This is a genomic window from Methylomonas sp. HW2-6 (genome assembly GCF_052474525.1).
This window is the reverse complement of sequence record NZ_CP184124.1, coordinates 1,793,672-1,818,649: the sequence shown is the minus strand read 5'-3', so window position 1 is coordinate 1,818,649 and position 24,978 is coordinate 1,793,672. Positions and strand designations below refer to the sequence as shown.

Below are 24,978 nucleotides of genomic sequence, written 5' to 3'. Positions count from 1 at the left end.
ATGAGCGGCACGCTGACCATAGACGGCAAGACCATTCCGTTCGCGGAAGGGCAAAGCGTGATCGAAGCCGCGCGTTGTGCCGGCGTCTACATTCCTCACCTGTGCCACAAGCCGGGCTACGCGCCGCACGGCAGTTGCAAGCTGTGCACAGTGTTCGTCAACGGCCGCAAATGCTCGGCCTGCACCTATCCGGCGGCGGCCGGCCAGAACGTGGTCAGCGATACCCCGGAACTGCAGCAGGACCGGTTGCGCCTGACCCAGATGCTGTTCGTCGAAGGTAACCATTTCTGCCCGTCCTGCGAAAAGTCCGGCAATTGCCAACTACAAGGCGTGGCCTACCATTTGCGCATGCTGGACAACCACTACCCGCTTTTCTACCCGCAGCGGGAAGTGGACGCTTCGCATCCGGACATTTTGCTGGACCACAACCGCTGCATTTTCTGCAATCTGTGCGTGCGGGCCAGCCGGGATAAAGACGGCAAAAACGTGTTCGCCATCGCCGGGCGCGGTATCAACAAACGCTTGATCGTCAATTCGGCCAGCGGCAAGCTGAAAGACAGCGCCATCAGCGTCGCCGACCAAGCCACCCAGGTCTGCCCGACCGGCGCGATTCTGATCAAGCGTAGCGGCTACCAGTTGCCGATCGGCCAACGCCTGTACGACCAGCGCCAAATCAGCGAGGTTGCGCTGTCCGCGGAGGCTGACCATGAGCCCTAAAATCAAAATCGCGACCACCTCGCTGGCCGGCTGCTTCGGCTGCCACATGTCGTTTCTGGATATCGACGAGCGGATTACCGTGTTGGCGGAAGTGGTGGAATTCGACCGCTCGCCGCTGACCGACATCGAACACTGCGGCCCCTGCGACATCGGCCTGATCGAAGGCGGCGTCTGCAATTCGGAGAACGTGCACGTACTGCGCGAGTTCCGCAAGAATTGCAAGGTGCTGGTCGCGGTCGGCGCCTGCGCGATCAACGGCGGTCTGCCGGCGTTAAGAAATTTCGTTTCGGTCGAGGCCTGTTTGCTGGAAGCCTACCGCGACGGCATCGGCGTGGACAACCCGCAAATCCCGAGCGATCCAGAGTTGCCGTTGTTGCTGGACAAAGTGCATCCGATCCACGAGATCGTCAAGGTCGATTACTTCATGCCCGGCTGCCCGCCGTCCGCCGACGTGTTCTGGACTTTCCTGAGCGCGCTGATCGAAGGCCGCGAACCGAGCTTGCCTTATGAATTAGTCCATTACGACTGATAAGGAACCCTTATGTACGAACATTTGGAAACCGCCGCCAACCCCGCCGGCCTGAAGCGGGTCGCGGTCGATCCGGTCTCCCGGGTCGAGGGCCACGGCAAAGTCACCTTGTTGCTGGATGACCAGAACCGGGTGCAACAGGCCCGACTGCATATCGTCGAGTTTCGCGGCTTCGAGAAATTCATTCAGGGCCGGCCCTATTGGGAGCTGCCGGCGCTGGTGCAACGGCTGTGCGGGATTTGCCCGGTCAGCCACCACTTGGCGGCGGCCAAAGCCATCGACCAGTTGGTCGGCATCGATCCGGCCGATCTGCCGCCCGCCGCCGACAAACTGCGCCGGCTGCTGCATTTCGGCCAAGTTCTGCAATCGCATGCGTTGCACTTTTTTTACCTGTCCAGCCCGGACTTGCTGTTCGGCTTCGACAGCGAGATCGGCCAGCGCAGCATCGTCGCGGTACTGGCCGACCATCCCGAGATCGGCTTGCAGGGCGTCAAGCTGCGCAAATACGGCCAGGAAGTGATCCGCATGGTATCCGGCAAGCGCGTGCACGGCACCGGCGCGATTCCGGGCGGCATGAACAAGGCGCTGAGCCGCGAGGAGCGCGACTATTTGTTGCAGGACATCGGCCAGATTATGGCTTGGGCACAGGCGGCGGTGGCCTTGGTCAAGCGCTTGCATAGCGCCAACCGGCCGTTTAACGACCAATTTGCCACGATCCGCAGCAATTACCTGGGGCTGGTCAAAGCCAACGGCGCGCTGGAGCTTTACCACGGCGGCATTCGCGCCAAAAACGCCGACGGCGCGACCCTGTTCGACCATTACGATTACTGCGACTACCAGGATTTGATTCGCGAGGAAGTGCGGTCGTGGACCTATATGAAATTCCCCTACCTAACCGCTCTGGGCAAAGCCGACGGCTGGTACCGGGTCGGGCCGCTGGCCAGGGTCAACAACTGCGATTTCATCGACACGCCGCTGGCCGAGGCGGCGCGGATCGAGTTCAAACATCACCACGCCGGCCAAGCGCTGGTCCACAGTACCCTGGCCTTCCACTGGGCGCGCATGATCGAGCTGCTGCACTGCGCCGAAAGCATCGAACAATTGCTGGCCGACCCGGATTTGCTCAGCAGCGATCTGGTCGCCCAAGGCAGCAAGCGTTACCAAGGCATCGGCGTGATCGAGGCGCCGCGCGGCACCTTGTTCCACCATTATCAAGTCGACGACAACGACATCGTCACCAAAGCCAATCTGATCGTCTCCACCACCAGCAACAACACCGGCATGAACGAATCGGTACGCCAGGTTGCCGCCGAATACCTGTCCGGCCGGGAATTGACCGAACCGCTGCTGAACCAGTTGGAAGTGGCGATCCGCGCCTACGATCCCTGCCTGTCCTGCGCGACGCATGCGGTCGGCAAGATGCCGTTGCAGGTGGAATTGGTCGATGCCGCCGGCCAAGTCATCGATCGCTTGATTCGACACAGCAACGGCGAATTCGCCCGCGGCGACGCGGTTTGATGGCGGCCAAACCGGTTTTGCTGCTGGCCTGCGGCAATCCCAGCCGGGGCGACGACGCCGTGGGGCCGTTATTGCTCGAGGCGCTGGCCGAGCATATCGATCCGGACCTGGTCGAATGCATCGTCGACTTTCAATTGCAGATCGAACACTCGCTGGACTTGCAGGACCGGCAACTGGTGATTTTCATCGACGCGTCGGTTCGGGAGCCAAGTTTCGAATTCACCATGCTGACGCCTGCACCAGCCCTGAGCCATACCACCCACGCGCTGAGTCCGGCGGCATTGCTCGGCGTTTACCGCTCGCTCCACGGCGAACCGCCACCAGCTTACCTGCTCAGCATCGGCGGCCGCAGTTTCGAACTGGGCGAAGCCTTGAGCCCGGCCGCTCAGGCCAATCTGGCCCAGGCCACCCGCTTTGCACTGGACCTGCTACAGGGCGCGCCGACTGAGATGGCCGCTTGCGCCGCAAAGCTTGCGGTTACGCCCAGCGTCAACGGATAGCGCGGAACCATCCTGCGACAGCAAATCGGCGTGTGTAAACGCAACGGAATTTGTAAGCCGGGCTATATTTGCCGTCTGCAACCCCTAACCGTTGCGTTCATTCAACGTCCGCCTTGCAACCGCCAACATCCGACATGACTATCGATTCGCGTTTCGCCCCATTTCACCCGGCCCGGCGCCGTTTCCTGCAACTCGGCGCAGCCGGCCTGGCAGCGCTGAGCCCGGCGGCAAATGCGCTGTTCCGCCTGAATAACCCTTGTCTGAATCCGACTGAAACGCCGATGCTGGAGTTGGAAACAGCCGCCTGGCAAGGTATCGATCCGACCGATTGGTGGGATTGCCATACTCATATCGTCGGCTCCGGCGACGGCGGCAGCGGTATCACCCAAACCCCGGACATGCACGCGCCGTTGCGCCATCCGATTCAAACCCTGCAGCATTGGGCCTACGCCAATGCCGCCTGCATTCCGGACACCAATCAAGACCAGGCCTTCGTCGATCGGCTGCGGGCCTTGATGGACACCATGCCCAAAGGCGCCAAGGCCATGTTATACGCCTTCGACCGCGCCCACGGCGCCACCGGCGACCCGGATCACGCCAACACGGCGTTTTTTGTACCGAACGAATACGCCCAACGCCTGGCCAAGGCTGATCCGGACCGCTTCGAATGGGTCGCCAGCATCCATCCCTACCGCGCCGATTGCGTCGATGCTCTGCAGCAAGCCGCCGCCAACGGCGCGCGGGCGGTGAAATGGCTACCGCCGGTGATGGGGATCGATCCGGCCTCGCCGCTGTGCGACCGCTTTTACAAAGCCGCGGCGGCATTGAATATGCCGATCATCACCCACGGCGGCGAGGAGAAGGCCTTGCACGGTGCCGACCAACCGTTGTTCGGCAATCCGTTACGACTGCGGCGGGCACTGGAAGCCGGGGTGCGGGTGGTGATCGCCCATTGCGCCACAATCGGCCAGGACGTCGATGCCGACGGCCGCGAAGTCAGAAGTTTCGATTTATTCGCCCAGCTCATGAGCGAGCGCCAATGGCAGGGCCGCTTGTTCGGCGACATTTCCGCAATCGTGCTGCGCAACCGCGATCCGGAGGTCATCAAAACCCTGCTCAACGAATCCGGCTGGCACGACCGGCTGCTGTTCGGCTCCGATTACCCGCTGACCGGTATCTTGCCGTTGATTTCGGTGCCGGCCTTAGCCGAGGCCGGCCTGTTGCCGGAAACGGCGATAGCACCGCTGCAAACCCTGCAGGACTACCATCCGTTTCGCTTCGATTTCGTGTTGAAACGCAGCTTGTCCTGGCAAGGCAAACGCTTTGCCGACCGTATCTTCGCGACCCGGCCGTTTTTCGCCGCCGGCCGACCAAGCGCCGCTTAAGCCGCACCCGGCCGCTGCCGGGTCCAGGCCAACAACAACCAGGCGGCGCGGCCGAAGCCGTAACTGGTCGTGACGATACTGGCAAAGGTATAGAGTTTAAATAACAGCAACCAGCCGTCCGCTTGCGGCTGCGGGCCGTCCAGGTGCGGAAACAGCGCCATCAGCAAGAACAGGCTGGAATTGGTGCAGGCGCCGACCACCATCGCCCACGCCACCAGTCGGGGCAAGCCGATGCCGGCCGCCGCGAAGCCGAACAGCAACGCGCTCATCAGCAGGTAGTCCAAATGCGCCTGCAACAAGCGTGCAGGCTTGCCGGAGAACAACGCCTGCAACGGCGTCAGTTCCAGGTTCAAGCCCACCAGACACCAGGCCAGCAGCAACGCCGCCAACAGCCATAACGCCGCGCCTTTCAACAACAAAATGTCGGTCGGCGCCGGATTGTTCGTAGCCATCTTCTCCTCCCTCGGTTCTATCAATCGATGCGGTTATCCTAGCCGCCAGACACGCAGCCGGCTTGACCGGGACGGCGCTATCGCTTGACTGCAACGGTGCCGGCACGGCTATCATGGGCACATCGAATTTAGGGAGCTATACCGTGAAGCCATCCGCCAATCCGGCGTTACGCCTGTCGACCGCCGACCTGCCGCCGGCACAGCGGCGGGACTGGTTACACGAGGTGATCGGCCGCGAGTACGCCAAGGTCCGGATCACGCCGCCGCAGCAAGCCGAGCTGTTCAATGAGATGACGATTTACCCGTGGCGGGAACTGCGGCTGTCGGCGATCCGCTCGCACAGCATCGGCCTGCACTGCCCGCCGTGCGAACCTGAAACCGCCAGCCAGGATGCTTATTTCGCAGTGGTATTGCTGAGCGGCCGCTACCGGCTGCAGCAGGACGGCCGCGAGGCGGAATTGCAACCCGGCGACATCGCGCTGTACGACGCCACCCGGCCACACCGGATCGATTGTCCGGAGCCGTTTGCCAAGCTGTTGGTATCGATTCCGCGCCAACTGCTGCAACAACGCCTGGCCGGCGTCGAGCATTGTTCGGCGTTGCAGATTCCGGGCGACTCCGGCCTCGGCGCGGTAACCGCCGATTTCTTGCGCAGCGCCGCGCGCCAGGCCGATTGCATCGACGCCGCCCGGTTTGCACCGCTGGCCGGTCAGGCGCTGGATTTGTTAACTTTAACGCTAAGCTCGCAGCGACCGGGTCGGTTCGAATTGGCCGACCACCGCACGTTGACCCTGAACCGCATCAAACGCCTGATCGAAGCCCGGCTGACCGACCCGGCGCTGGACAGCGCGGCAATCGCCCGCACGGCGCACCTGTCGCCGCGTTACCTCAACGCGCTGTTCAACGGCGAAAACACCTCGCTGATGCGCTACGTCTGGCTGCGCCGGCTGCAACATTGCGCCGAGGAACTGCGGTCCGAGCAACATGTCGGCCGCAGTTTGACCGAAATTGCCCTGCGCTGGGGATTTAACGACATGGCCCACTTCAGCCGCGCCTTCAAACGCCATTTCGGCTGCACGCCCAGCGATTACCGGCAGATGCAGGCCTAGTTTTTGGACGATGCCGTTTGCCCGGCCGACAAGGCCTCTCCGCCCTCACCTTCAACTTAAGCCGATGCCGAGCGATCCAAGCGGCGCCGCCTTATCTCTACCCCGCCACCGCCCATCTGCAACGCCAACAAAATTTTTCACGAATCACTCGCAATAAAATTAATTTGACATATTTTCTGACTAACTTATAACTGAGTCGCAGGCTCGCCGCCGGGAAGGACTAGTTGTACCCAGGTAGGCGAACCCGCAACCCGCGGTGATAAGGATCAAACCGCGAATCGGGGGAAAATCCGTTGGAATCAGGCCCTGGCGTGCGATGCAAGCGACTACGCCGAGTCGGTTCCAAGCTAACGCCGACCGCCAGTTTTAACGCAATGCGCAACAGTCCCATTGCCAAACCGACGGACGGCTTTTAACCCGTTTTTCCAGGAGCCGGTATGAAGCTGCAATCGATTTTAAAATGGATAGTGGTCGTTACTTTAAGTACGACGTTCGACGCAAACGCCGCCAACATCGCTGTTTACGGCGGCTACTACGCAACCGACATAACCAATTGGCTCAACACCACCGGTAACGCCGCCAGCAATCGCGGCGAAGCGGAGATTACCGGCACCGACCTGCTGGATGTGGATGTTGTAATCATGGACCGCACCATCAGCGGCAACATCGCTTTGGCCGACTTCATTTATGCCGGCGGCAAGTTAATTACCGAATGGAGCAGCTCGCAATATGGCATGAATTTGCTGGGCGGCCGCGCCAGCGATAATTACGACGGCTACATCACCAACGACTCGATAAATTTCAGCGCCAGCGGATTGGCGCTGGGTTTGGGACAACTCATCGGGGCCAGTTACCGCGATGGCGATCGGACAGAATTTTTTCAGGACTTCGATGCGTTAGGCAGCGGCAGCATCTTGGCGACAAGGGGTAGCTCCGGCGCGCCTGTCATTGTCGGCGGCAGTTACGGCGCCGGCTACATTTTCGTCAACGGTTTTGACTGGTCCGACGCATTCCCGAGCGCCAGTTCGCAAACCCGCCAGCTGTTGCTGAATCAAATCGATCCCAGCCAGGTACCGGTACCCGCTGCGCTATGGTTGTTCGGTTCGGCGCTGGCGGCCGTCAGCCGATTCGGCCGCATCAAGCGATCGCGCTAACCCAGCACCGGCAACGACGGGCAAACCGCCAAGCGCGGGCGTCCCGGCGCACTCGAAACCGCCGGTCAAACCACGGCCCGCAGCAAATTGCCGTAATACAAGGCGTTGCCGGTCCGGCTGCGCGCCCAGAGTTGCCTGGTCTCGCTTTGACCTTGTCCAAAATGCAGTCCGGCCGCGGCGGCCAATTCCTGCAGCCCAACTTGCGGCGAGTAGGTATTCAACACCAGAAAGCCGCCGGGCTGCAGCAGGCCGCGCGCGGTTTCCGCCAGCCGCGGCAACTGGTGTTCCAGCTTCCACTTCTCGCCGTTGGCGCCCAGCCCCCAGGCCGGCGGGTCCATGATAATGCCGTCGTAGCGCTTGCCGCGTTTCAGTTCGCGACCGGCGAATTTCAAGGCGTCTTCCAACACCCACTTGATATCGGCCAAGCCGCTCAGCGCCTGGTTGGCGTTGGCCCAATCCAGCATTTGCCGGACCGAATCGACATGGGTCACGTCGGCGCCGCCCGCCCGCGCCACCAGCGAGGCGGCGCCGGTGTAGGCAAACAGATTCAAAATTCTGGCGCCGGGTGCGACCCGCTCGGCGATAAAGCGCCAATTGGCCTGTTGTTCCGGAAACAGGCCGAGGTGTTTGAATTGGGTCAGCTTCAAATTAAAGCGCAGTTGCCGGTAGCCGATGCTCCAACTCTCCGGCGCATCGGCGCGCATTTTTTGCCAACGGCCTTGAGTCGAGGACGTTTCCACAAACTCCCAGTGCGCCAGTTCCCGCCATTCGGTAAGCGGCCATAACGCGGCGGCGGCGGCGTTGACCTCGGGCCGGATCGTCACCACCTCGCCCCACCGTTCCAATTTCCGGCCGCCGCCGGCATCCAGCAATTCGTAATCGCTCCAGGCTGCGGCGTATTCCCGCAGGTTTTCGGGCTGCGCTGCTTGAGTGCTGACTTTGGGCCGGGCGGGATGCCGGCGGCGTTGGGAAAGGTTGGATGGAGACGGCATGATTCGGTGAGCGGGCTGATTAGAATTGATCGGCTGGACGCCTAAGGTTAGGCGGCACGGGCAGCGGCTATTCTATCGCGGCGGCCGCGAAAAATAAGCCGGGACCGGAATTGGCGTTAGGCGCAACTTTCGCCGACGCTTTATCAGGCTTTGCCCGCATTTGTAATACGTTTCACCAAATCTTCATCGAACAATCACAACTCCATCACAAAACATCCCTATTGTGCCCGGCGTGCCGACCGCTAACGGACTGCTGCGGCCCACCAATTAGGATTTTTGTTTTGTGGCGAGGCGATCGGACGAACCTTTGTTGCCGCAGTGTCCCCCATTCACTGCAGCGGCCGCCACTCAACACCAAACACAACCGGAGCCGCTTAAATGTTCAACCAAAAATTTCTTTGCCAGGCAGTGTTACTGTCGGCGCTATCCGCCAATGCCGGCGCCGCGGTGCTGAATGCCGACGGCCAATGGCATCCGTTCGACGTCGACGAAGCTGTCTCGGCATCCGCCGGTCTGGACTGGATAGACCTGGACGGCAACGCCTTGAGTTTCGACTTTACCCTGACCGGCTCGGCCATTTTAAGAATCGTCGACGGCGGCTTTGCCGGCGACCGTTTCGACGTGTTAAACGGCAACCTGCTGCTGGGCCGGACCTCGGCGGCCAGCAATAATTACCCCGACTCGCTGGGCCTGGATTTCGACGCAGCCTTTGCCGACAACCGATACAGCCGCGGCGTATTCCTGCTGGGGCCGGGCAGTTACAGCATCAGCGGCTTACTGAGCCAATCGGCGCTGGACGACAGCGCCGGCGCCATCAATGCCACGGTCGGAGCGATCAGCCTGACCGCCGTGCCGTTACCGGCCGCCGCCTGGTTGTATCTGGCCGGAACCGGCCTGCTGGGCTTGACCGCCCGCCGCCAATCCAAATCCGGAGTTTAAGCGCATGAATCTGCATACCTTAGCCGGCGCCATCGCTTTGGGCCTGAGCGCCGCAACCGCCCAAGCGGTAACCACCATGCCGGCCACGACGATCAAAATCGTCGCCTTCAACGACTTCCACGGCCAACTGGAATCGCCGGGCAATTTCCGCAACCTGCCGACCGATGCGGCTTCGACCATCCCGGTCGGCGGCGTCGATTGGATGGCCGGCTACGTGGCCGACCTGAAAGCGCAAAACCCCAGCACCATCGTCGTCTCGGCCGGCGACATCATCGGCGCCACGCCGCTGGTTTCGGCACTGTTCCATGACGAGCCGACCATCGAAACCATGAACCGCCTCGGCCTGGAATTTAACGCGGTCGGCAACCATGAATTCGACGAAGGCAAGAACGAATTGAAGCGGATGCAAACCGGCGGCTGCCATCCGACCGATCCGAATAGCTGCAAAGGTGCCGAGGTCGGGACGCCGGTGCCGTTCGAAGGCGCCAAATTCAAATTCCTGGCCGCCAACGTGGTCGAAACCGCCAACGGCAAAACCCTGTTTCCGCAGTACGCGATAAAAGTCGTCGGCGGCGTCCGGGTCGGCTTCATTGGCATGACCTTGAAAGAAACCCCGACCATTGTCACCCCGACCGGAGTCGCCGGCTTGACGTTTACCGACGAAGCCGCCACCGTCAATGCGTTGATCCCGAAACTGCGCGCCCGCGGCGTCGAGGCGGTAGTGGTGTTGATTCACCAAGGCGGTACGATACCGATCACGCAAAGCGTCGCGACGATTAACAACTGCGACAACGGTTTGGCCGATTCCCCTATCAAAACCATCGTCAACCAATTGGACGACGAGGTGGACTTGGTGATTTCCGGCCACACTCACCAAGCCTATAACTGCCAAATTGCTAACAAAGCCGGCCGTTTGATTTCTGTGACCAGCGCCAACTCCCAAGGCCGGGTATTGACCGACATCGACGTCACGATCAACACCGCTAACGGCGAAGTCAGCGCGGTCAATGCCGAGAACATCGCGGTCGTGCGCAATAATTCGGCCATCACGCCGAATGCCGGCATCAAAACCATCGTCGACAACTACAAAGCCCTGGCTACGCCGATCGCCAACCGGGTGATCGGCACGATCAGCGCGGCGATTACCCGTACCGCAACGGCTGCCGGCGAATCGGCACTGGGCGACGTGATCGCCGACGCCCAATTGGCAGCGACCAGCCCGGCCGGTTTCGGCGAAGCGGTGGTTTCGTTTATGAATCCGGGCGGCATCCGTGCCGATTTGACCTATCCCGGCAGCAGCGCCGGCGAAGGCGACGGCAAGGTCACTTACGCCGAAGCCTTTACCGTGCAACCGTTCGGCAACACCTTGGTCACGTTGACCCTGACCGGCGCCCAAATCCACACTTTGCTGGAACAGCAATTCACCGGTTGCACCGCGGGTTACCCGGCCGGCGCGCCGGCTAGCGGCCAGCCGTTCAACCGGATCATGCAAGTTTCGGGAGGTTTTAGTTACGAGTGGTCGGAAAAAGGCACACCGTGCGATAACGTCGATCCGGCCAGCATCAAAATCAACGGCGTCGTGGTCGATCCGGCCGCCAGCTACCGGGTGACCGTCAACAATTTCATGGCCGACGGCGGCGACCAATACTACGTGTTGACTCAAGGCAGTAATCGCTTGGGCGGCGCCTTGGATTTGGACGCCCTGGAAAGCTACTTCCTCGCCAACGGCAGCGTCAATCCCGGCCCGCGCAACCGCATCTTGTTGGCGCCGACACCTTAAAGTTTCAGGCTAAAGCTCTGCAGCACTTTGCCCGCCGGTAGGCTTACGGCGGGCTTTTTTTTTGCGTTGTGCATTCTAAGGCTGGATAGCCCAAAGCCCATCCAAAGCCATGATTACCCGAGTAGTGCAATACCGGGTTGACGCACCACCTGATTCGCAAGGTCTGATTCGCGCAAACTGCGGTTGGAATTCAACGCGGGCCGCTTTGGTCGAACTCGCGAATTTAGCTAGCTCTATGGATGACATTCCAGCTTTTGCTTACGCGAACGAGTAAAACGGCCCGTTGCGGTCTATCGCCTAATCTGATTCAATGGCCTCAGCCTGATGTTTACCAGGCATGCCTACCAGGTTCCGATGATATACAGAAGGGAAACCCATATGCTGATCAATAACTTATCGTTTCGAGGATCATTTTTCGGTAGATATACAGAACCATCTAATTACTAGTTATGCATAGAAGAGAATAATCGTATGGCAGGCATTTTTCTAAATGGCAAGCAGATGTACGACCTCAAAAAAAGCGAGGAGCGTACTAATGCGATTAAAAAAAGGGAAGGTAAAGAGAGCTTTCATGTTTATTCGGTAGTATGCGGTTGTACTTGCCCTACTTGTGGTGGTTGGCACGTTATTGATGAATCTCGCCCACTACCAACAAAGGAAGAGTGTGAATTCATATTGAAAAATCACAATAAGACAAAGAAAAACAAAAATGCATAACTAACGGGTCAACTTGACCGGCAAAAGCTGCACTCCTATCGTCGTTATGCTTTCGCCGCCAAGTTACCCTTATCGTTAGCTTTCAAAGGAGAAGTCATGATTCAACCCATCAAAGGATTCATCAAGAAGATCGCTCGTTCGATAGGTAGGGAGAAACCACTGACCGGATTGACTCCCGAGGATAGTGAACTAATAGCTGACATCCGATCAAGGAAACTTACCTACTTGTCAGAGAGGAAGCTGGCCAGTCTTCTGAATACATGCCGCGCAATTGAGGAGGCTAACTTGCCTGGTATCTTTATCGAAGCTGGCTGCGCGCTTGGTGGCTCTGCAGTTCTGATTGCAACCACGAAAAATACAGTACGCCCTTTCTTTATTTATGATGTTTTCGGAATGATCCCACCGCCAACGAAAGAAGATACTCAGGATGTGCATGATCGCTACAGAACAATCGTGGAGGGAAAATCCACCGGAATTGACGGAGATAAATACTATGGCTACCAAGATAACCTTTACGATACCGTCAAATCGAATCTAGGAGCGTTTGGAATTAACCGCGAAGAACAGTCTGTGTCGCTAATAAAAGGATTGGTTCAGGACACTATGAAGATCGATCAACCAGTTGCATTCGCACATATTGATGTTGATTGGTATGAGCCAGTAATGACATGCATAAGGCGCGTTTTTCCAAATCTCGTTTTAGGAGGCAGCATAATTCTTGACGACTATCACGACTGGGGTGGCTGTAGAAAAGCTGTCGATGAATATTTGAGGGAGGTTACTGGTCAATTTGTTCTCGACGATTCTGCGCGTTCTTTGAAAGTTACTAGGGTAAGAACCTAGTCGGGTAAGGGCGAGTTTCTCTCTTGCCCTCCCGACACAACCTAAGGCCGTAAGGCGGATTCGGAGCGGTAGCGACAATCCGCCAAAAACCTCGAAACCACCCGGCGTTTTGCTATCGCGAAAACACCCTACGGTCCTACATCTGAGGTTATCGCAATTTTGGTGACGATTATCGCTGTTCTTTCAACAGTTTCAACGGTTGCTTATAAATTAGGTGAAATAAGGTTTTTGGGCCATAAATATGAATTTTTTGAATTATGTTAGAAACTTATCAATTAGCATAACAATGCAAATACAGCGGATTCGCTCACTTCGTTCGCTCCCCTGCTGATTTTCGGCGTTAGCTTTCAAGAAGTATTTCTGTGGGTTACGAAGTTCATATAACTCGCGTAGCAGAACGGGGTCATATATGGTCCGCCCCGTATTGCAAGAAAAAATTCACCAGTAACATAAAGAAAATATTGCGCCCATATATCCGGCCTGTAATTGAGGATTAAACGACCTCGGGCCCTGATGGACTTCGCGCATTCCGACCTCATCAGGTCTTCGGCTTCTAAAGAGCCCTAGACCCCGTCAGGTTCTATGGAATGCAGGGGTTACCTTTTATGCCATCACTTGAACTTTATCTCCGCAATTCGTTGAAACGGTTGCCTATTTTGCCTGCTTTACATAGTCGTTACTGATAACTTGCTGTTCTTGCCGGTTCCGAATGGATCAAGGAGGAACGCAGGCGCTCGCGCCGAGTAGTCCTTGATCCACTCGAAACCGGCTCTACCCTTGGTGCAGGGTGCGAAGCCTTTCGTACCCTGCCTCCCGGCGAGGGCGGGGTAAGCCGCACGGCGCGGGGCGGCGCCCCGCTTGAGTGCTTCAAATAAATTCATAGCTTGTTCCCTCATGCGGCTGCCCGGTAGCCTTCTTTGTTGGTCAACAATGCCCAAGCAATTCGCGCATTCTTGTTGGCGACTGCCACGTTCGAAATGTTCTCGCCGCGTCGCTGCTTGATACTACAGATCCAACGGTTGCGCGTATCCTGATGCCGGTGTGCTATTCGCGAGACCGAACGTCCGCCGTGAATCAGCAACGTACGTAGATAGCTGTCGCCGCGCTTACTAATGCCTAACAGGGTCGATTTGCCGCCGGTGGAATATTGCTTCGGCACTAGGCCTAACCAGGCCGCTAACTCGCGCCCGCTTTTGAATACCTTGATGTCGCCAATGGCGGCAATCAACGCCGTTGCCGTTAACACGCCTATACCCGGAATGCTCAATAACCGCTGACAATCTTCGTTTTGTGTACAGATCGCAGCCAGTTTGCGTTCAATCGAAGCGATTTTTTCATCCAAATGGATTAGCTCTTGGTATAGCTCGTTGAGCAACTCCCGAAACAGCGGCGTTAACGTCTGATCGGCATCTTCGAGAATCACGGGTATCGCTTTTCTAACCTGGCCAATTCCTTTGGCTATCACCAAACCATACTCCAGCAACAGGCCCCGAATCTGATTGGCTTGCGCGGTTCGTCTGCCGACCAATTGGCTGCGAACCCGATGGAGGCTTTGGATATCTTGTTGTTCGATCTGTTTGACCGGCACGAAGCGCATGTTCGGTCTTTGCACGGCCTCGCAGATGGCTTCCGCATCGACCGCGTCGTTTTTGTTCGATTTCACATACGGTTTGACGAACTGAGGTGCCATCATGCGCACCTGATGACCGTATTGGGTGAATACTCTTACCCAATGATGCGCACCACCGCAGGCTTCGAGCCCGATTAGACAAGGCTCCAAGTTAGCAACAAAAGCGGTCAGTTGCGCGCGATTGAGCTTCTTGCTGATGACCTTCCGGCCGGCTTCATCTACACCGTATACATGGAAGCTTTGCTTGGCCAAGTCGATGCCTAATACCTTGATCTCTTTATTTTTTGTTTCTTTCATGATCTGCGCTAATTCAACTGTCATTTTAAAATGGGCGGATTCAAAAGTGAAGTGCAACACCTCGATATTAATGAATGAGAGTTGACTGTTGCGAGCTGTTCAGCAGCAATTCCCTGTAAACAGCGAGCGGACAGCGTACCCCAAGACCTTTCCGGGGTCGAGAGTTGATTTGATCGGCAATGGCATCGAGTTGTTGTTGCGTGTAACCGGACAGATCAGTGCCCTTGGGCAAATACTGACGAACCAGGCCGTTCATATTTTCGTTGGAGCCGCGCTGCCAGGGGCTATGAGGATCGCAGAAGTACACGGCAATGCCGGTATTGGCCGAAAGCTGCTTGTGTAAAGCCATCTCGCGGCCTTGGTCATAAGTCATGCTCACCCGCATCGGTTGGGCAATGCTGTTGAGTTTGTCGGTAAAGGCTTGCAGTACGTTAGCGGCACTGGCGGGCTGCGGATGGGGTAGTTTGATCAACATCAGCAAGCGACTGGTACGTTCCACCAAGGTACCCACCGCGCTGGCATTACCCGCGCCTTTGATGAGATCGCCTTCCCAATGCCCTGGAAACTGGCGGTCTTCGATTTCAGGAGGCCGCAGGTGGATGCTGAGCATGTCCGGTATCTGACCTCGACGGTCTTGGCCCTTGCTGCGCGGCACCCGTTTGTTTTTGGCCTGGCGCAGACAGGCAATCAGGTCGCGCTTTAATTCGCCGACCGGTTGGGCATAGATGCAGTTGTAGATGGTTTCGTGTGACACGCGATACTCATGACCTTTGGGATAGAGAGCCGCCTGCGCCAGAGCAATCTGCTCCGGTGACCAGCCTTGCTGAAGGAAATATTTGACGACACCAAACAACACGCCATCGACATGCAGTTTCTGCCGAGGTCTGGATTGTCGCCGCCGACGTTGACAGGCCTGATGCGCTTGGACGCTGCCGTAATGACCGGATGCGCTATTACGACCCAGTTCTCGGCTGATGCAGCTGGCGGGACGTTTCAGCACCCGTGCTATGGCACGAACACCGTAGTTTTGTTGCTTCAGACTGCTGATCGTGACTCGCTCTTCAGGCTGAAGCTGTTGATAGCGCTTTGAGGTAATTTCCATGTGCATACCTTACTGGTGTTTTGGGTGTTGCACTTCACTTTTGAATCCGCCATGACTATCTTGGCCCACTTGAGCCGGTTGGTGAAGTGGGGCGGACCATTCCATTAGGTCTAGCAATTAACAGGTTGGTGAAAAACTCTTTTTTGGCTTTGAATGACTCTATATTTAGTGGCGATGAAGCCGATTTCCTACTAAATGCTGGTTCGATTGAGCAAAATTAGCGTCTCAAATATGGTTTTTCACCAACCTGTTAAGCATCCTTGAAAGGTTTTGCTATATTTCTAGACCTGCCCCCTTTTCTTCTTAAAAGGAAAACGAATGATCTTCTCTATATCAAGCAACTTGGATAAAGCCAATAAAATTTCAGAAAGTAGCTTTACAGGCTTAAATATCTGGGAACGCCAACATATTGAAGAATGGGTTAGAACAAACCCTGAGATGCTCGGCGAGGATCTATTGGTAGTAAGTATTGAATTCGATCGATTTTCAAACAGCAATGATCGCCTAGATGTACTAGCTCTTGATAGAGAAGGAAACCTAGTAGTCATAGAACTGAAAAGGGACTCGGCAGCAGGGTATGCCGACTTACAAGCAATACGCTACGCAGCAATGGTTTCATCTATGACAGTAGAGGTATTAATACCGTATTACGTTGCATATCGAAAAAAATACTATGCTGAAAATCTCACAGATGGGGAGGCAAAAGATCAAATTGTTGAATTTGTTGAATCCGATTCATTTTCAGAGCTTTCTAATAAGCCACGCATAATTTTATGTTCGGAAGGATTTTCGCAAGAAATAACAGCAACTGTACTGTGGCTCAGAGAATCTGACATTGATATTAGTTGCGTTAAAATAACGCCATATAAAATAGAAGAACAGATTTTAATTGTTCCAAAGGTAGTGATTCCGCTTGAAGAAGCAAAGCAGTATCTAATTGACATAAAAAGAAAAGAAGAGGTTAAGGAGCAATCTGGTAGAAAGTATCGCCCAAAAACAATGAAGATTCTTATTGAGAATCTACTTGTTCAAGAGGGTGACAAAATCTTTTTAAAAAATGGCCTGCCTTCACATTTAAAATACGAGGAAGGCAACCGAATGTTTGAAGCAGAAATAACTGGCAAATTAGGTCAAAGCAATGCCGTACGGTGGGCAGAAGACGGTGAAGAATATTCAATTTCTGCATTAGCTTGGAAAATATTTAAAGACACACATCCAAACAAGAAGGATCCCGGTGGGGTTAATGGTAATTGGCATTGGGTAAATGAGTCAGGTAAACCTCTATGGGAAATAGCCGAAGAATATTTAGCAAAAAACACATAACACGCCGCTCAAGCCAACCCGCTTCCGCTCTGCTCAAGCGGTCGGCTTAGCTTAACGTTAGGCTGCATGTCTCCGACGATTGCGATTCGAGCCGTGGCTGCGTCAGACCAGCATGAGTTCATTTTGGCTGCACGACGAAGCCGTGAGCTTCATCGGCCATGGACATCGGCACCTGGCGATGAAGCGGCGTTCACGCGCTACCTTGCCCGCTTCGATGCCCGGAACCACTTTGGCTTCGTGGTCGTGCTTGCCAAGTCCGGGGAACTCGTTGGTGCGATCAACCTCACGAACGTGGTCTACGGGCTGTTTCAGAGCGGCTACCTCGGCTACTTCGCATTCCAGGGCCACGAAGGCCGTGGTTACATGAAGCGGGGTTTGTCTCTTGTCGTACGCCACGCCTTCCGCGAGCTCAGGCTACATCGCCTGGAAGCAAACATTCAGCCCGGTAATCTAGCCTCAATCGCACTTGTTCGGGCCTGCGGCTTCAGGCAGGAAGGCTACTCGCCTGCGTATCTCAAGCTCGGCGGCCGCTGGCGCGACCACGAGCGCTGGGCGCTGGTGCGGGGCCGCCCAAATACAGCCTAACATGTCGGTCAACCCGAGCCTTTACTGCATCGCACCCCGATTCGCTACCCTCGCGGCTTGCGCTCTACTTGCCGGGTGCGCCAGCACAACGATTACTTTGCAGCCCACGCCACAGGCTCCTGTCTGCATTTCCTCGACCGAAGCGCTCGTCCTGTGGGCGCCTCACTGGCGTCCCGATCAAAAGGACCGGACCGCACGCGAGGAAGCTGCCGCCTCCGGTCTGAACCAGTTCTTTGCTCAATCGGGCTGTTTCGCCCGCACTGAGCTCCGCAGGGTGCAGGCGCTGGCGCCGGCGACAGTCCAAGCGGCGCTTGGCAACACACGCGAGCCGGTCGGCTCGGTAGTTGGCATTGAGGTCCGCGAGCTGGGCCCGATTGTCAAACTCCTGTCGTCTCTGGCGCTGGTTGAAGGCGGAACCGAAGTGGTCCTGCGCATTGCTGAATACTCGCCTCAGTCAGCCGCTGAAGTGCGCCAGTTTGTCGTGCACTGGAAGAATGGCGGCCCAGGTGTCGTCCGGGGCGTCGCCGGCCTAGCCGATGACATGCAGTCTGCGTTGCACGCGGGCCTCCAACCCGGACCACGGTAGGATGCGGTAAACAACGTGCACCGCATCGTTCGCGATCGGTGCGGTTCGTAAACTCACCACACCCTACGCCTGCTTTGGGCTGGACTGTTGACATTGGCAATTTTGTTTCGTGTCCCGGCTTTTGGTCGGCAGGAGCCTAAAGACCGAGAGTTCCAACCAATCTCAGGAAAGTTATTGACGCTAAATTCCCTTCGATTTCAACCCAGCATGCATTAACCGGCTACTGCGGCTTTAACGCGTGTTGAGATCATTTCCAACCCTGTCTTCACATCGCCCTTTTTGAGATCGAAAAAAAACCGGGCTTGCCAATTTTGGCTGACCCGGCTAGACCAGCGAGAAACCGGGATCGGTTTACCGACTGTTAATCAGAATACTTCCGCAAACAGCTTATTGGCCCACGCCGACATCATCTTGTAATTGTCGGAGTTGATCTGCTCGGCTGCGCCGGAGGCGGCCGCGATTCGTGCGCATCAGCTCGCTTCGAGCCAACAAGGGGATCGAAACTTAGGCTGTCGCGCGCTGAAAATTTTCACTTCGCTTACGCTACCTTTCCAAGATTTTCAGCGATTGCAGTTATCCCGCCTTCGGAATATGGCGTCCCGATAAAATTCGCTTCTGGAACCAATACCGAAGCATGTTCATCATGCCGCCATATAACCCGGCTAATCTCGGCCGAAACCACAAGTTAGAGAGCGTAGTCATGCCCGAATTTTCCGAAAATGGCATGGCGAGTATCGGTACGAACCCGCCCGCCATTCGCAGCCGTAGATTCGAGATTTCAATATGCCTGCTGTTAATGCTGGCATTTGCCATACCGCCAGCCGCAGCAAAGAATCAGCGCCAGCACGTCGTCATCGTCGGCGCCGGTCTATCCGGGCTCAGCGCCGCCTACTATTTGCAGCAGGCCGGGAACAGCGTGACACTGCTGGAAATGAGCCCGCATATCGGCGGCCGGATTCGGACCGCACACTATCCGGACGGCGCCCATGCCGAAATCGGCCTGGAAGAGTTTTGGAGCAACAGCCCGGCCATCGAGTTGTTCCGGGCGCTGAAGATTCCGTTGGAAACCTCGTACAGCAGTTTTTCCAGCTTTTACCGCCAGGGCCGTTTGTATCCGTTTACTCAGAATTCCAACCGGGCGTTTCTGGAATCGGTGCTTGATCCGGCCGAGCTGAAGGCTTACCAAGCCTGGGATAGCAACATGTCGGCTTTGCAGCGGCAACTGGAACAAAAACCGCTGAGTCCCGAATTGCGGGCCTTGCAGGATATCTCGTTCGCCGAATGGATCGAAACCCGCAGCGGCTTTCCGGAAACCGCGCAGCAGTTGGTGCGGATCGAAACCGAACCGGAATTCGCCACCTCCTGGCGCAAGATCAGCGCGTTGGAAGGCATCGCCGAATGGCGCTTGTTCTCCGGCGACGGCGCGACGCCGTACCACGTAATCGGCGGCAACCAGCGCGCCGCGGAAAGGTTGGCCGATGTGGTCGGCCGCAAGCGGATCAGGTTGAACCAATTGGTGACGCATATCACCGCCACGGCGGAAGGCGTGGAAGTCACCGCCGTCGATCAAAGCAATTTTCGCCAGCGGATTTACCGGGCCAGTTACGTAATTACCGCCATTCCGTTGTTCCGTCTGAACGATATCCAATTCGAACCGCCGTTGAGTGCCGAGCGCAAACAGGCGATTCGAACCCAATCCGCCGGCGCCTATTTCACGGCCCACGTCTTTCTCGACCCCGACGCCGCCCGGTTCTGGACCGTGCAAGGCCAGAGCGTGCTGCCCATCCTCAGCGACGGCCCGCTGGGCGTGATTTATGCCGGTCAGTCCCAGCCCGGCCGCGACATCTTGTTGAATCTGCTGGTCAACGGTGCCAGCGCGGAGCGCTTCAATTCCCGCGTCAACGACCCGGACCAAATTCGGGAGGAATTGCTGGTCGCGTTCGACCAGCTCTGGCCCGGCGTGCGGCCGGCGATCAAGCGGATGCAGTTCTACCGCTATCATCCGCGGGCCATCGCCTCGTGGCCGGTGGGGCGCTCGCGCTTCGACGAACTGGCCGATACGCTGCGCGCAGGCCAAGGCAGAATCTATTTCGCCGGCGACTTTAGCGAAGACACCCATTCCAACGGCGCAGTCGAAATGGCCCAACGCGCGGTGCAGGCGATTCTGACGGCGTCGCGGCCCCGCTGAAAAGGGCCAGTTGCTTCGGTTCGAACTTTAACAATTCGGCGTTTTTGGAAGCCGATCATGGCATAGGGTATAGTTGGGTTACCGTGCATTTTTTGCGAGCCGAGCGCCTTGATCGCGGCTTAAACTCCCGCGCCATACCATGAGTAACCGGCGCTCCAAGCCGCAAAAACCGCATTCTTCCACCTGAACATTCAGTGCCAGACAAGGCCAAAGCCTCCTATGCCCGAAAACGCCATCGGCCAGTCCGCCGCAATTCTAGACAGCGACTTCATCGCCATTGCGATCGTCAAAGACCGGCACGTCGTCTGGGCCAACGCCGCGATGCATCGTATATTCGGTTACGCACCGGGCGAATTGGTAGGCCAAGCCACTCGCCAGCTGTTTCTGGATCAGGCAGGGTACGAGGCCTTCGGCCACGAGGCGTATTCGGCGATAGCGGCTGGCCAAACCTATACCGGAACCATCCCGCAAAGACGCAAGGACGGCACGACGGGCTGGTACGAATTCAACGTTTCCGGCCTCGCCGGCTGTCCTGACATGGCCGTAGGCGCCATCGTCGACCGCACCGCCTGCTATCGCGAGGTGCAAAAACTCGAACAGAGCGAATCGCGCTACCGGTCGGTCGTGGAAGACCAGACCGAGGTCATCAGCCGCTTTTTGCCGGACGGTACGTTCTTGTTCGTCAACGAGATCTATTGCCGGCTATTCGGAAAATCCGCCGCCGAATTGATCGGCCACCGCTGGCAACCCGTAGCCCATCCCGACGACGTGCCGATGATCGAAACCGGACTGGGCACAATGTCGCCGGATCAGCCCGTCATCGTGATCGAGAACCGGGTGTTCATCGCCGGCGGCGAACTGCGCTGGATGCAATTCGTCAATCGCGGCTTTTACGACGAGAACGGAAATCTGAAAGAAATTCAGTCGGTCGGCCGCGATATCACGCGTCTGAAACAAATCGAATCGGACTTGCGCGAAAGCGACGAGCGGCTGGAAATGGCGTTGGCAGCCTCGGGGCTGGTGCTATGGGACTGGAATATACCTGAACGCAAGGTCACCGCCGGGAATCGCTGGTTCGACTTACTCGGCTACACCGACGCGGAACTGGGTACGGACGAAGACGACTGGATGGCCTTAATAAATCCTCGGGACCTGGAACGCTTTAGCCACAAACTTCAAGCACATTTGCAAGGCGAAACCGCCAGCTTCGAAAGCGAACACCAGTTGCGGCATAAAGACGGACATTGGGTTACGGTCGAAGCCAAAGGCAAGGTGACTCGCCGGGACAAGGACGGCATGCCCTTGCGCATGGTCGGCACCATTCAAGATATTACGATGCGCAAGCGTCTGAACGAAGAAGGCATGGATTTGTTGAAGCGGATCGAATCGTTGATACGCGACAGTTCATCGTCCCCCTCTGCAGCAACGGCAGAAGGCAAAACCGCGGAAAGTCTGACCAAACGCCAGCGGCAGATCCTGGGACTGATCGCGATCGGCATGACTTCGGCTGAAATCGGCAAGCGCTTGCATCTGGCGACGCCAACGGTCATTTCGCACCGCCGCAACCTCATGGCGAAGCTGGATCTGCACAGCACCGCCGAAGTCACCAAGTTTGCAATCGATCACGGCCTACTTCCTTCCAAATAAGCCGGCCTAGTCGGCTGCGCGCAGAAATTAGCATATATACGCTACGGAGTTACCACATTATGGTGGTTATTTTTTTGTACCTTTGTCTTATGCTTGCCCTATGTTGGACGCGCAACAAGTTAGACAATGGACAAAATAGATTTCGGGCAGAACTGCCCGCTTACCCGTTATTTGCAGAAAATATCGATGTTAGACGCCGGCGGCCGTAAATCGCAGTTTGCCGGCGCCTTGCTGTGCGGATTTGGTTATCCGGATTTTATCCGGAACTTGCCGGACGTTACTTTCACGGCACAGCTGTTGCGATCTATCGCCGAGTCCGGACAAATCGAGATTTTATCCGACGCGGCAAATCGCTGCACCGAATGCCCGGAATTAGGCCGTTGTGAAATCGGCACTCAAATCATGGCAGCCTCTCACACCCGGTAGCAACGCTGTCCGGTCCCTATTCCCCGTTCTCCCACCGCTCCCGGTACCTCTTACGCCGTCAATCCCTGAATGGCTGCCCGCTGCCGGTCAGTGACGGTGATCGTGTCCCATTTGCGCCTGGACTTTGACGACGAACGGATCGTATTCCTTATCGCCCAGGTCCGCGAAATCGACAATCTCATAGCTGTCGCTCGGAATCGGTTGCCAGGGAGCGGAGCCGAGGGCGTAGGCGTTCAGCAATTCGGTCCGTTCGGCCGCAGTGGCGGTTTCGCGTTCGATCAACACCGGCAGGCCTAGATCCAGCCGAATTACGACATGCCATTTGGCACCGGCCACGGTACCTTGGTATTCACGCACCGGTTTGCCGTCCAGTCGATCCTCGCTACCGGCTTCCAACCGCTCCAACACGGCCGGATCGATCAATAGCGCCAATTTCTGCCAAGCCGGTTTGCTGCCGAGCATTTTCAAATCGTCTTCTTGAAATTCGAGCGCCCGGCGGTCGCCGTGATACAGCTTGCGGTGAATTAAAGTCTTGCCGTCGCGTTGCCAGAGCTCGCCCAAACCGAGTTGCGGCCGCTCGATGACGATTTGCTTGGCATCCCGCCAAAACCGCCACGTCACAGGTTCCGCGTCCGCGTCGGCCAAATCGTGTCCATGCTCGCCTGGTCCTTTGGACAGCGTGGTTCTATATTCGGCCGCGGCGGGCGGCAGGTTGGTGGATGCTAAGTCGACAAGTCCGCCGGGCACGGCTTGATGATGGGGTGTCTGGCTACATGCGGCCAGAATTACCGCCGTAACGAAGACAAAGAGGAGCTTGGAAAGCGAATTAACAATTTGAGCCATGAATAAGCGGATACGGGATTGACGAAAACACCGGGGGCATTGTAGCCGCCCCCGACAAAGCAATAGCGACTGCCGTTAGCGGCGGTCGTTCCAGCCCAGCGCGTCCGCCATGATGTGGTAGATCACGTTTTGCTCCAACGTGCCGCGCACCAGGTAGGCACCGGGACCGTCGGCATAGATCGTCACGTCTTCGCCGGCATGGGTTTCCGAACCCATCGGCACGGTTGCTTCTTGCATATAGTTAGGATTTTCGGTGTCTACCGCGCTCAAATCCGGGCGCAGCTTGTTGCCGGCATACTCTGCCGCCACAGTGCCTTCATTGGCCGGGTTGAATTCCTTGCGTTGCAGGCCGCCGGTCCAGCCCGGGCCATTGGCATAGGATAAGGTGGTATACGGCAAGCCCAAAGAATCTTTCGATTCGACGCCGTCGATTGCCGTCTTGCCCAGAATAGGATTACCGCGCGATGGGTAACCGGCGATGGTGAACACATGACTGTGGTCGGCGGTAACCAGGATCAGGGTGTCCTTGTCGTTGGTCAGTTGCTTGGCTTTTTTCACTGCATCGGACAGCGCTATCGCGTCTGTCAATGCCCGGTAAGCGTTGCCGGCATGATGACCATGGTCAACCCGTCCGCCCTCAACCATCAAGTAAAAGCCTTTGCGGTTTTTTTGCAGAACTTTGATCGCTTTTTCGGTCATTTCCGCCAAGGAAGGCTCGCCTGCAGCATCGTCTTTCCGATCCGCTTCATAACGCATGTGCGAGCGTTCGAACAGACCCAACAGATGATCGGTCTTAGCCGGATTCACCGCATCGAATTGGGCTTGGTTCCAAACATACTCCGAGTTGTTGTATTTGGCCGTCCACTCGGCTGTCAAATCGCGGCTATCGGCCCGGCGGCCCTTTTGGGTCGGATATTCCGGATCGGTCGCCGTTTTCGGCATGAAGTAGCTGCGGCCGCCGCCCAAGGCCACTTCCAAACCGTCGCCGTAGGGGAACTCGAGCAATTGGCGGGCGATGTCTTTCACCGTCGCGCCGGCCGGCAGATTGCTGTCAGCCTCCCAGTCGCGATCGGCAATGTGAGCATAATTGACGGCCGGAGTGGCGTGGGTAAAGCGGGCGGTCGTCACAACCCCGGTAGACATACCCCGCTCCTCGGCACGCTCGAGGATGGTTTTTACACTCTTCGCTGCGGTGACGTCGGCACTCGTTTCGGTACGGGCAACACTTTGATCGACAGAAATCGCACCATCGTTGGCTTTGACGCCAGAGACCATCGCTGTCGCAGTCGGCGCCGAGTCGGAAGTCTGCTGGTTGGCGCTAGCGGTAACCGAATGCGCCGTGTGGTTGAATCTTTCGAAACTGAGCCGGTTGAATTCGCCGTCGCGCCCGTTCATCTGGCCTTCCAGGATGCGGGCGGCGGTAACGGTGGAAACGCCCATACCGTCGCCGACGAACAAAATCACATTTTTGGCTCTGCGCAGATTAGGCAACTCGTATTTGTTAAGCCTGACAGCTGCTTGGCCGGCTTGGAACCATTCGCTGGCGGATTCCGGAACTTGGCCCGCCGGTAAGTCGTGATGGTGTCGGTAGTTGTCGTCTGCTACCGCGGCAATTGAAAGCGTAATACCAAAGGCGCCCAGCGCCGCGGCTAGTTTGGCTTGTTTCATGTGTTGGCTCCAACATTAGATTCGGAAACCGGCAGCTTAATGGCCGAA

23 protein-coding genes are annotated in these 24,978 nt (G+C 56.9%); 17 read left to right on the top strand and 6 right to left on the bottom strand.

Annotated elements, in window-relative coordinates:
• From ACH518_RS09405 to ACH518_RS09385, 5 genes are all read left to right on the top strand, one after another.
• Complete coding sequence (locus ACH518_RS09405) at positions 1-717, top strand: 2Fe-2S iron-sulfur cluster-binding protein (protein WP_445372697.1); 717 nt, start codon at positions 1-3, stop codon at positions 715-717.
• Positions 707-1,246: an NADP oxidoreductase gene (locus tag ACH518_RS09400; protein WP_445372696.1), complete on the top strand. Its 540-nt coding sequence runs from the start codon at positions 707-709 to the stop codon at positions 1,244-1,246. The genes ACH518_RS09405 and ACH518_RS09400 overlap by 11 nt, the downstream gene beginning before the upstream one ends.
• Before the next feature lie 12 nt (positions 1,247-1,258).
• Positions 1,259-2,764 carry a Ni/Fe hydrogenase subunit alpha gene (locus ACH518_RS09395; protein ID WP_445372695.1) on the top strand — a complete coding sequence of 502 codons (1,506 nt, stop codon included), beginning with the start codon at positions 1,259-1,261 and terminating at the stop codon, positions 2,762-2,764.
• Positions 2,764-3,264: a hydrogenase maturation protease gene (locus ACH518_RS09390; RefSeq protein ID WP_445372694.1), complete on the top strand. Its 501-nt coding sequence runs from the start codon at positions 2,764-2,766 to the stop codon at positions 3,262-3,264. Before ACH518_RS09395 ends, ACH518_RS09390 begins: the two co-directional genes overlap by 1 nt.
• A 134-nt stretch (positions 3,265-3,398) precedes the next feature.
• Positions 3,399-4,649, top strand: coding sequence for an amidohydrolase family protein (locus ACH518_RS09385; RefSeq protein WP_445372693.1), 1,251 nt, complete (start codon positions 3,399-3,401; stop codon positions 4,647-4,649).
• On the opposite strand, the gene ACH518_RS09380 is transcribed toward ACH518_RS09385, so the two are convergent.
• Positions 4,646-5,101 carry a hypothetical protein gene (locus ACH518_RS09380; protein ID WP_445372692.1) on the bottom strand — a complete coding sequence of 152 codons (456 nt, stop codon included), beginning with the start codon at positions 5,099-5,101 and terminating at the stop codon, positions 4,646-4,648. The two genes, ACH518_RS09385 and ACH518_RS09380, sit on opposite strands and share 4 nt — an antisense overlap.
• A gap of 143 nt (positions 5,102-5,244) precedes the next feature.
• Here ACH518_RS09380 and ACH518_RS09375 point away from each other — a divergent pair, with 143 nt between their 5' ends.
• Positions 5,245-6,210, top strand: coding sequence for an AraC-like ligand-binding domain-containing protein (locus ACH518_RS09375; RefSeq protein ID WP_445372691.1), 966 nt, complete (start codon positions 5,245-5,247; stop codon positions 6,208-6,210).
• 437 nt (positions 6,211-6,647) lie between these two features.
• The gene (locus ACH518_RS09370) at positions 6,648-7,364 is read left to right on the top strand and encodes a hypothetical protein (protein WP_445372690.1); all 717 of its coding nucleotides are present in this window, start codon (positions 6,648-6,650) and stop codon (positions 7,362-7,364) included.
• 65 nt (positions 7,365-7,429) lie between these two features.
• On the opposite strand, the gene ACH518_RS09365 is transcribed toward ACH518_RS09370, so the two are convergent.
• A complete protein-coding gene (locus tag ACH518_RS09365; protein ID WP_445372689.1) occupies positions 7,430-8,356 on the bottom strand; it encodes a class I SAM-dependent methyltransferase in 927 nt (308 codons plus the stop codon).
• Positions 8,357-8,734: 378 nt separating this feature from the next.
• On the opposite strand from ACH518_RS09365, the gene ACH518_RS09360 reads away from it, so the two are divergent.
• The 4 genes from ACH518_RS09360 (at position 8,735) to ACH518_RS09345 (ending at position 12,635) form a co-directional block, all read left to right on the top strand.
• Positions 8,735-9,295 carry a VPLPA-CTERM sorting domain-containing protein gene (locus ACH518_RS09360; RefSeq protein ID WP_445372688.1) on the top strand — a complete coding sequence of 187 codons (561 nt, stop codon included), beginning with the start codon at positions 8,735-8,737 and terminating at the stop codon, positions 9,293-9,295.
• Positions 9,296-9,299: 4 nt separating this feature from the next.
• Positions 9,300-11,075, top strand: a complete 1,776-nt coding sequence (locus ACH518_RS09355) for a bifunctional metallophosphatase/5'-nucleotidase (RefSeq protein WP_445372687.1) — start codon at positions 9,300-9,302, stop codon at positions 11,073-11,075.
• A gap of 471 nt (positions 11,076-11,546) precedes the next feature.
• Complete coding sequence (locus ACH518_RS09350; RefSeq protein WP_445372686.1) at positions 11,547-11,792, top strand: hypothetical protein; 246 nt, start codon at positions 11,547-11,549, stop codon at positions 11,790-11,792.
• Between the two features lie 96 nt (positions 11,793-11,888).
• Positions 11,889-12,635 carry a TylF/MycF/NovP-related O-methyltransferase gene (locus tag ACH518_RS09345; RefSeq protein ID WP_445372685.1) on the top strand — a complete coding sequence of 249 codons (747 nt, stop codon included), beginning with the start codon at positions 11,889-11,891 and terminating at the stop codon, positions 12,633-12,635.
• Between the two features lie 892 nt (positions 12,636-13,527).
• Here ACH518_RS09345 and ACH518_RS09340 read toward each other — a convergent pair.
• A complete protein-coding gene (locus tag ACH518_RS09340; RefSeq protein WP_445372086.1) occupies positions 13,528-14,562 on the bottom strand; it encodes an IS110 family transposase in 1,035 nt (344 codons plus the stop codon).
• A 67-nt stretch (positions 14,563-14,629) separates the two neighbouring features.
• The gene (locus ACH518_RS09335; protein WP_445370157.1) at positions 14,630-15,664 is read right to left on the bottom strand and encodes an IS30 family transposase; all 1,035 of its coding nucleotides are present in this window, start codon (positions 15,662-15,664) and stop codon (positions 14,630-14,632) included.
• 318 nt (positions 15,665-15,982) lie between these two features.
• Between ACH518_RS09335 and ACH518_RS09330 the strand changes: the two genes are divergently transcribed.
• From ACH518_RS09330 to ACH518_RS09305, 6 genes are all read left to right on the top strand, one after another.
• Positions 15,983-16,987, top strand: a complete 1,005-nt coding sequence (locus tag ACH518_RS09330) for a hypothetical protein (protein WP_445372684.1) — start codon at positions 15,983-15,985, stop codon at positions 16,985-16,987.
• Between the two features lie 66 nt (positions 16,988-17,053).
• On the top strand, positions 17,054-17,572 hold the full coding sequence (locus ACH518_RS09325; RefSeq protein ID WP_445372683.1) for a GNAT family N-acetyltransferase: 519 nt from the start codon (positions 17,054-17,056) through the stop codon (positions 17,570-17,572).
• Between the two features lies 1 nt (position 17,573).
• On the top strand, positions 17,574-18,158 hold the full coding sequence (locus ACH518_RS09320; RefSeq protein WP_445372682.1) for a hypothetical protein: 585 nt from the start codon (positions 17,574-17,576) through the stop codon (positions 18,156-18,158).
• 700 nt (positions 18,159-18,858) lie between these two features.
• A complete protein-coding gene (locus ACH518_RS09315; RefSeq protein WP_445372681.1) occupies positions 18,859-20,346 on the top strand; it encodes an FAD-dependent oxidoreductase in 1,488 nt (495 codons plus the stop codon).
• Positions 20,347-20,565: 219 nt separating this feature from the next.
• Positions 20,566-21,993, top strand: a complete 1,428-nt coding sequence (locus ACH518_RS09310; protein ID WP_445372680.1) for a PAS domain-containing protein — start codon at positions 20,566-20,568, stop codon at positions 21,991-21,993.
• Between the two features lie 126 nt (positions 21,994-22,119).
• Positions 22,120-22,419, top strand: coding sequence for a hypothetical protein (locus tag ACH518_RS09305; RefSeq protein WP_445372679.1), 300 nt, complete (start codon positions 22,120-22,122; stop codon positions 22,417-22,419).
• 87 nt (positions 22,420-22,506) lie between these two features.
• Here the strand turns inward: ACH518_RS09305 and ACH518_RS09300 are convergent, their stop codons facing one another.
• On the bottom strand, positions 22,507-23,166 hold the full coding sequence (locus ACH518_RS09300) for a hypothetical protein (RefSeq protein ID WP_445372678.1): 660 nt from the start codon (positions 23,164-23,166) through the stop codon (positions 22,507-22,509).
• Between the two features lie 171 nt (positions 23,167-23,337).
• Positions 23,338-24,930: an alkaline phosphatase gene (locus ACH518_RS09295; protein ID WP_445372677.1), complete on the bottom strand. Its 1,593-nt coding sequence runs from the start codon at positions 24,928-24,930 to the stop codon at positions 23,338-23,340.
• Between the last annotated feature and the right edge of the window lie 48 nt (positions 24,931-24,978).

Coding starts and splice junctions, on each gene's coding strand:
- ACH518_RS09405 (WP_445372697.1), top strand. CDS start 1: ATGAGCGGCACGCTGACCATAGACGGCAAGACCATTCCGTTCGCGGAA.
- ACH518_RS09400 (WP_445372696.1), top strand. CDS start 707: ATGAGCCCTAAAATCAAAATCGCGACCACCTCGCTGGCCGGCTGCTTC.
- ACH518_RS09395 (WP_445372695.1), top strand. CDS start 1,259: ATGTACGAACATTTGGAAACCGCCGCCAACCCCGCCGGCCTGAAGCGG.
- ACH518_RS09390 (WP_445372694.1), top strand. CDS start 2,764: ATGGCGGCCAAACCGGTTTTGCTGCTGGCCTGCGGCAATCCCAGCCGG.
- ACH518_RS09385 (WP_445372693.1), top strand. CDS start 3,399: ATGACTATCGATTCGCGTTTCGCCCCATTTCACCCGGCCCGGCGCCGT.
- ACH518_RS09380 (WP_445372692.1), bottom strand. CDS start 5,101: ATGGCTACGAACAATCCGGCGCCGACCGACATTTTGTTGTTGAAAGGC.
- ACH518_RS09370 (WP_445372690.1), top strand. CDS start 6,648: ATGAAGCTGCAATCGATTTTAAAATGGATAGTGGTCGTTACTTTAAGT.
- ACH518_RS09365 (WP_445372689.1), bottom strand. CDS start 8,356: ATGCCGTCTCCATCCAACCTTTCCCAACGCCGCCGGCATCCCGCCCGG.
- ACH518_RS09360 (WP_445372688.1), top strand. CDS start 8,735: ATGTTCAACCAAAAATTTCTTTGCCAGGCAGTGTTACTGTCGGCGCTA.
- ACH518_RS09355 (WP_445372687.1), top strand. CDS start 9,300: ATGAATCTGCATACCTTAGCCGGCGCCATCGCTTTGGGCCTGAGCGCC.
- ACH518_RS09350 (WP_445372686.1), top strand. CDS start 11,547: ATGGCAGGCATTTTTCTAAATGGCAAGCAGATGTACGACCTCAAAAAA.
- ACH518_RS09345 (WP_445372685.1), top strand. CDS start 11,889: ATGATTCAACCCATCAAAGGATTCATCAAGAAGATCGCTCGTTCGATA.
- ACH518_RS09340 (WP_445372086.1), bottom strand. CDS start 14,562: ATGAAAGAAACAAAAAATAAAGAGATCAAGGTATTAGGCATCGACTTG.
- ACH518_RS09335 (WP_445370157.1), bottom strand. CDS start 15,664: ATGGAAATTACCTCAAAGCGCTATCAACAGCTTCAGCCTGAAGAGCGA.
- ACH518_RS09330 (WP_445372684.1), top strand. CDS start 15,983: ATGATCTTCTCTATATCAAGCAACTTGGATAAAGCCAATAAAATTTCA.
- ACH518_RS09325 (WP_445372683.1), top strand. CDS start 17,054: ATGTCTCCGACGATTGCGATTCGAGCCGTGGCTGCGTCAGACCAGCAT.
- ACH518_RS09320 (WP_445372682.1), top strand. CDS start 17,574: ATGTCGGTCAACCCGAGCCTTTACTGCATCGCACCCCGATTCGCTACC.
- ACH518_RS09315 (WP_445372681.1), top strand. CDS start 18,859: ATGCCCGAATTTTCCGAAAATGGCATGGCGAGTATCGGTACGAACCCG.
- ACH518_RS09310 (WP_445372680.1), top strand. CDS start 20,566: ATGCCCGAAAACGCCATCGGCCAGTCCGCCGCAATTCTAGACAGCGAC.
- ACH518_RS09305 (WP_445372679.1), top strand. CDS start 22,120: ATGGACAAAATAGATTTCGGGCAGAACTGCCCGCTTACCCGTTATTTG.
- ACH518_RS09295 (WP_445372677.1), bottom strand. CDS start 24,930: ATGAAACAAGCCAAACTAGCCGCGGCGCTGGGCGCCTTTGGTATTACG.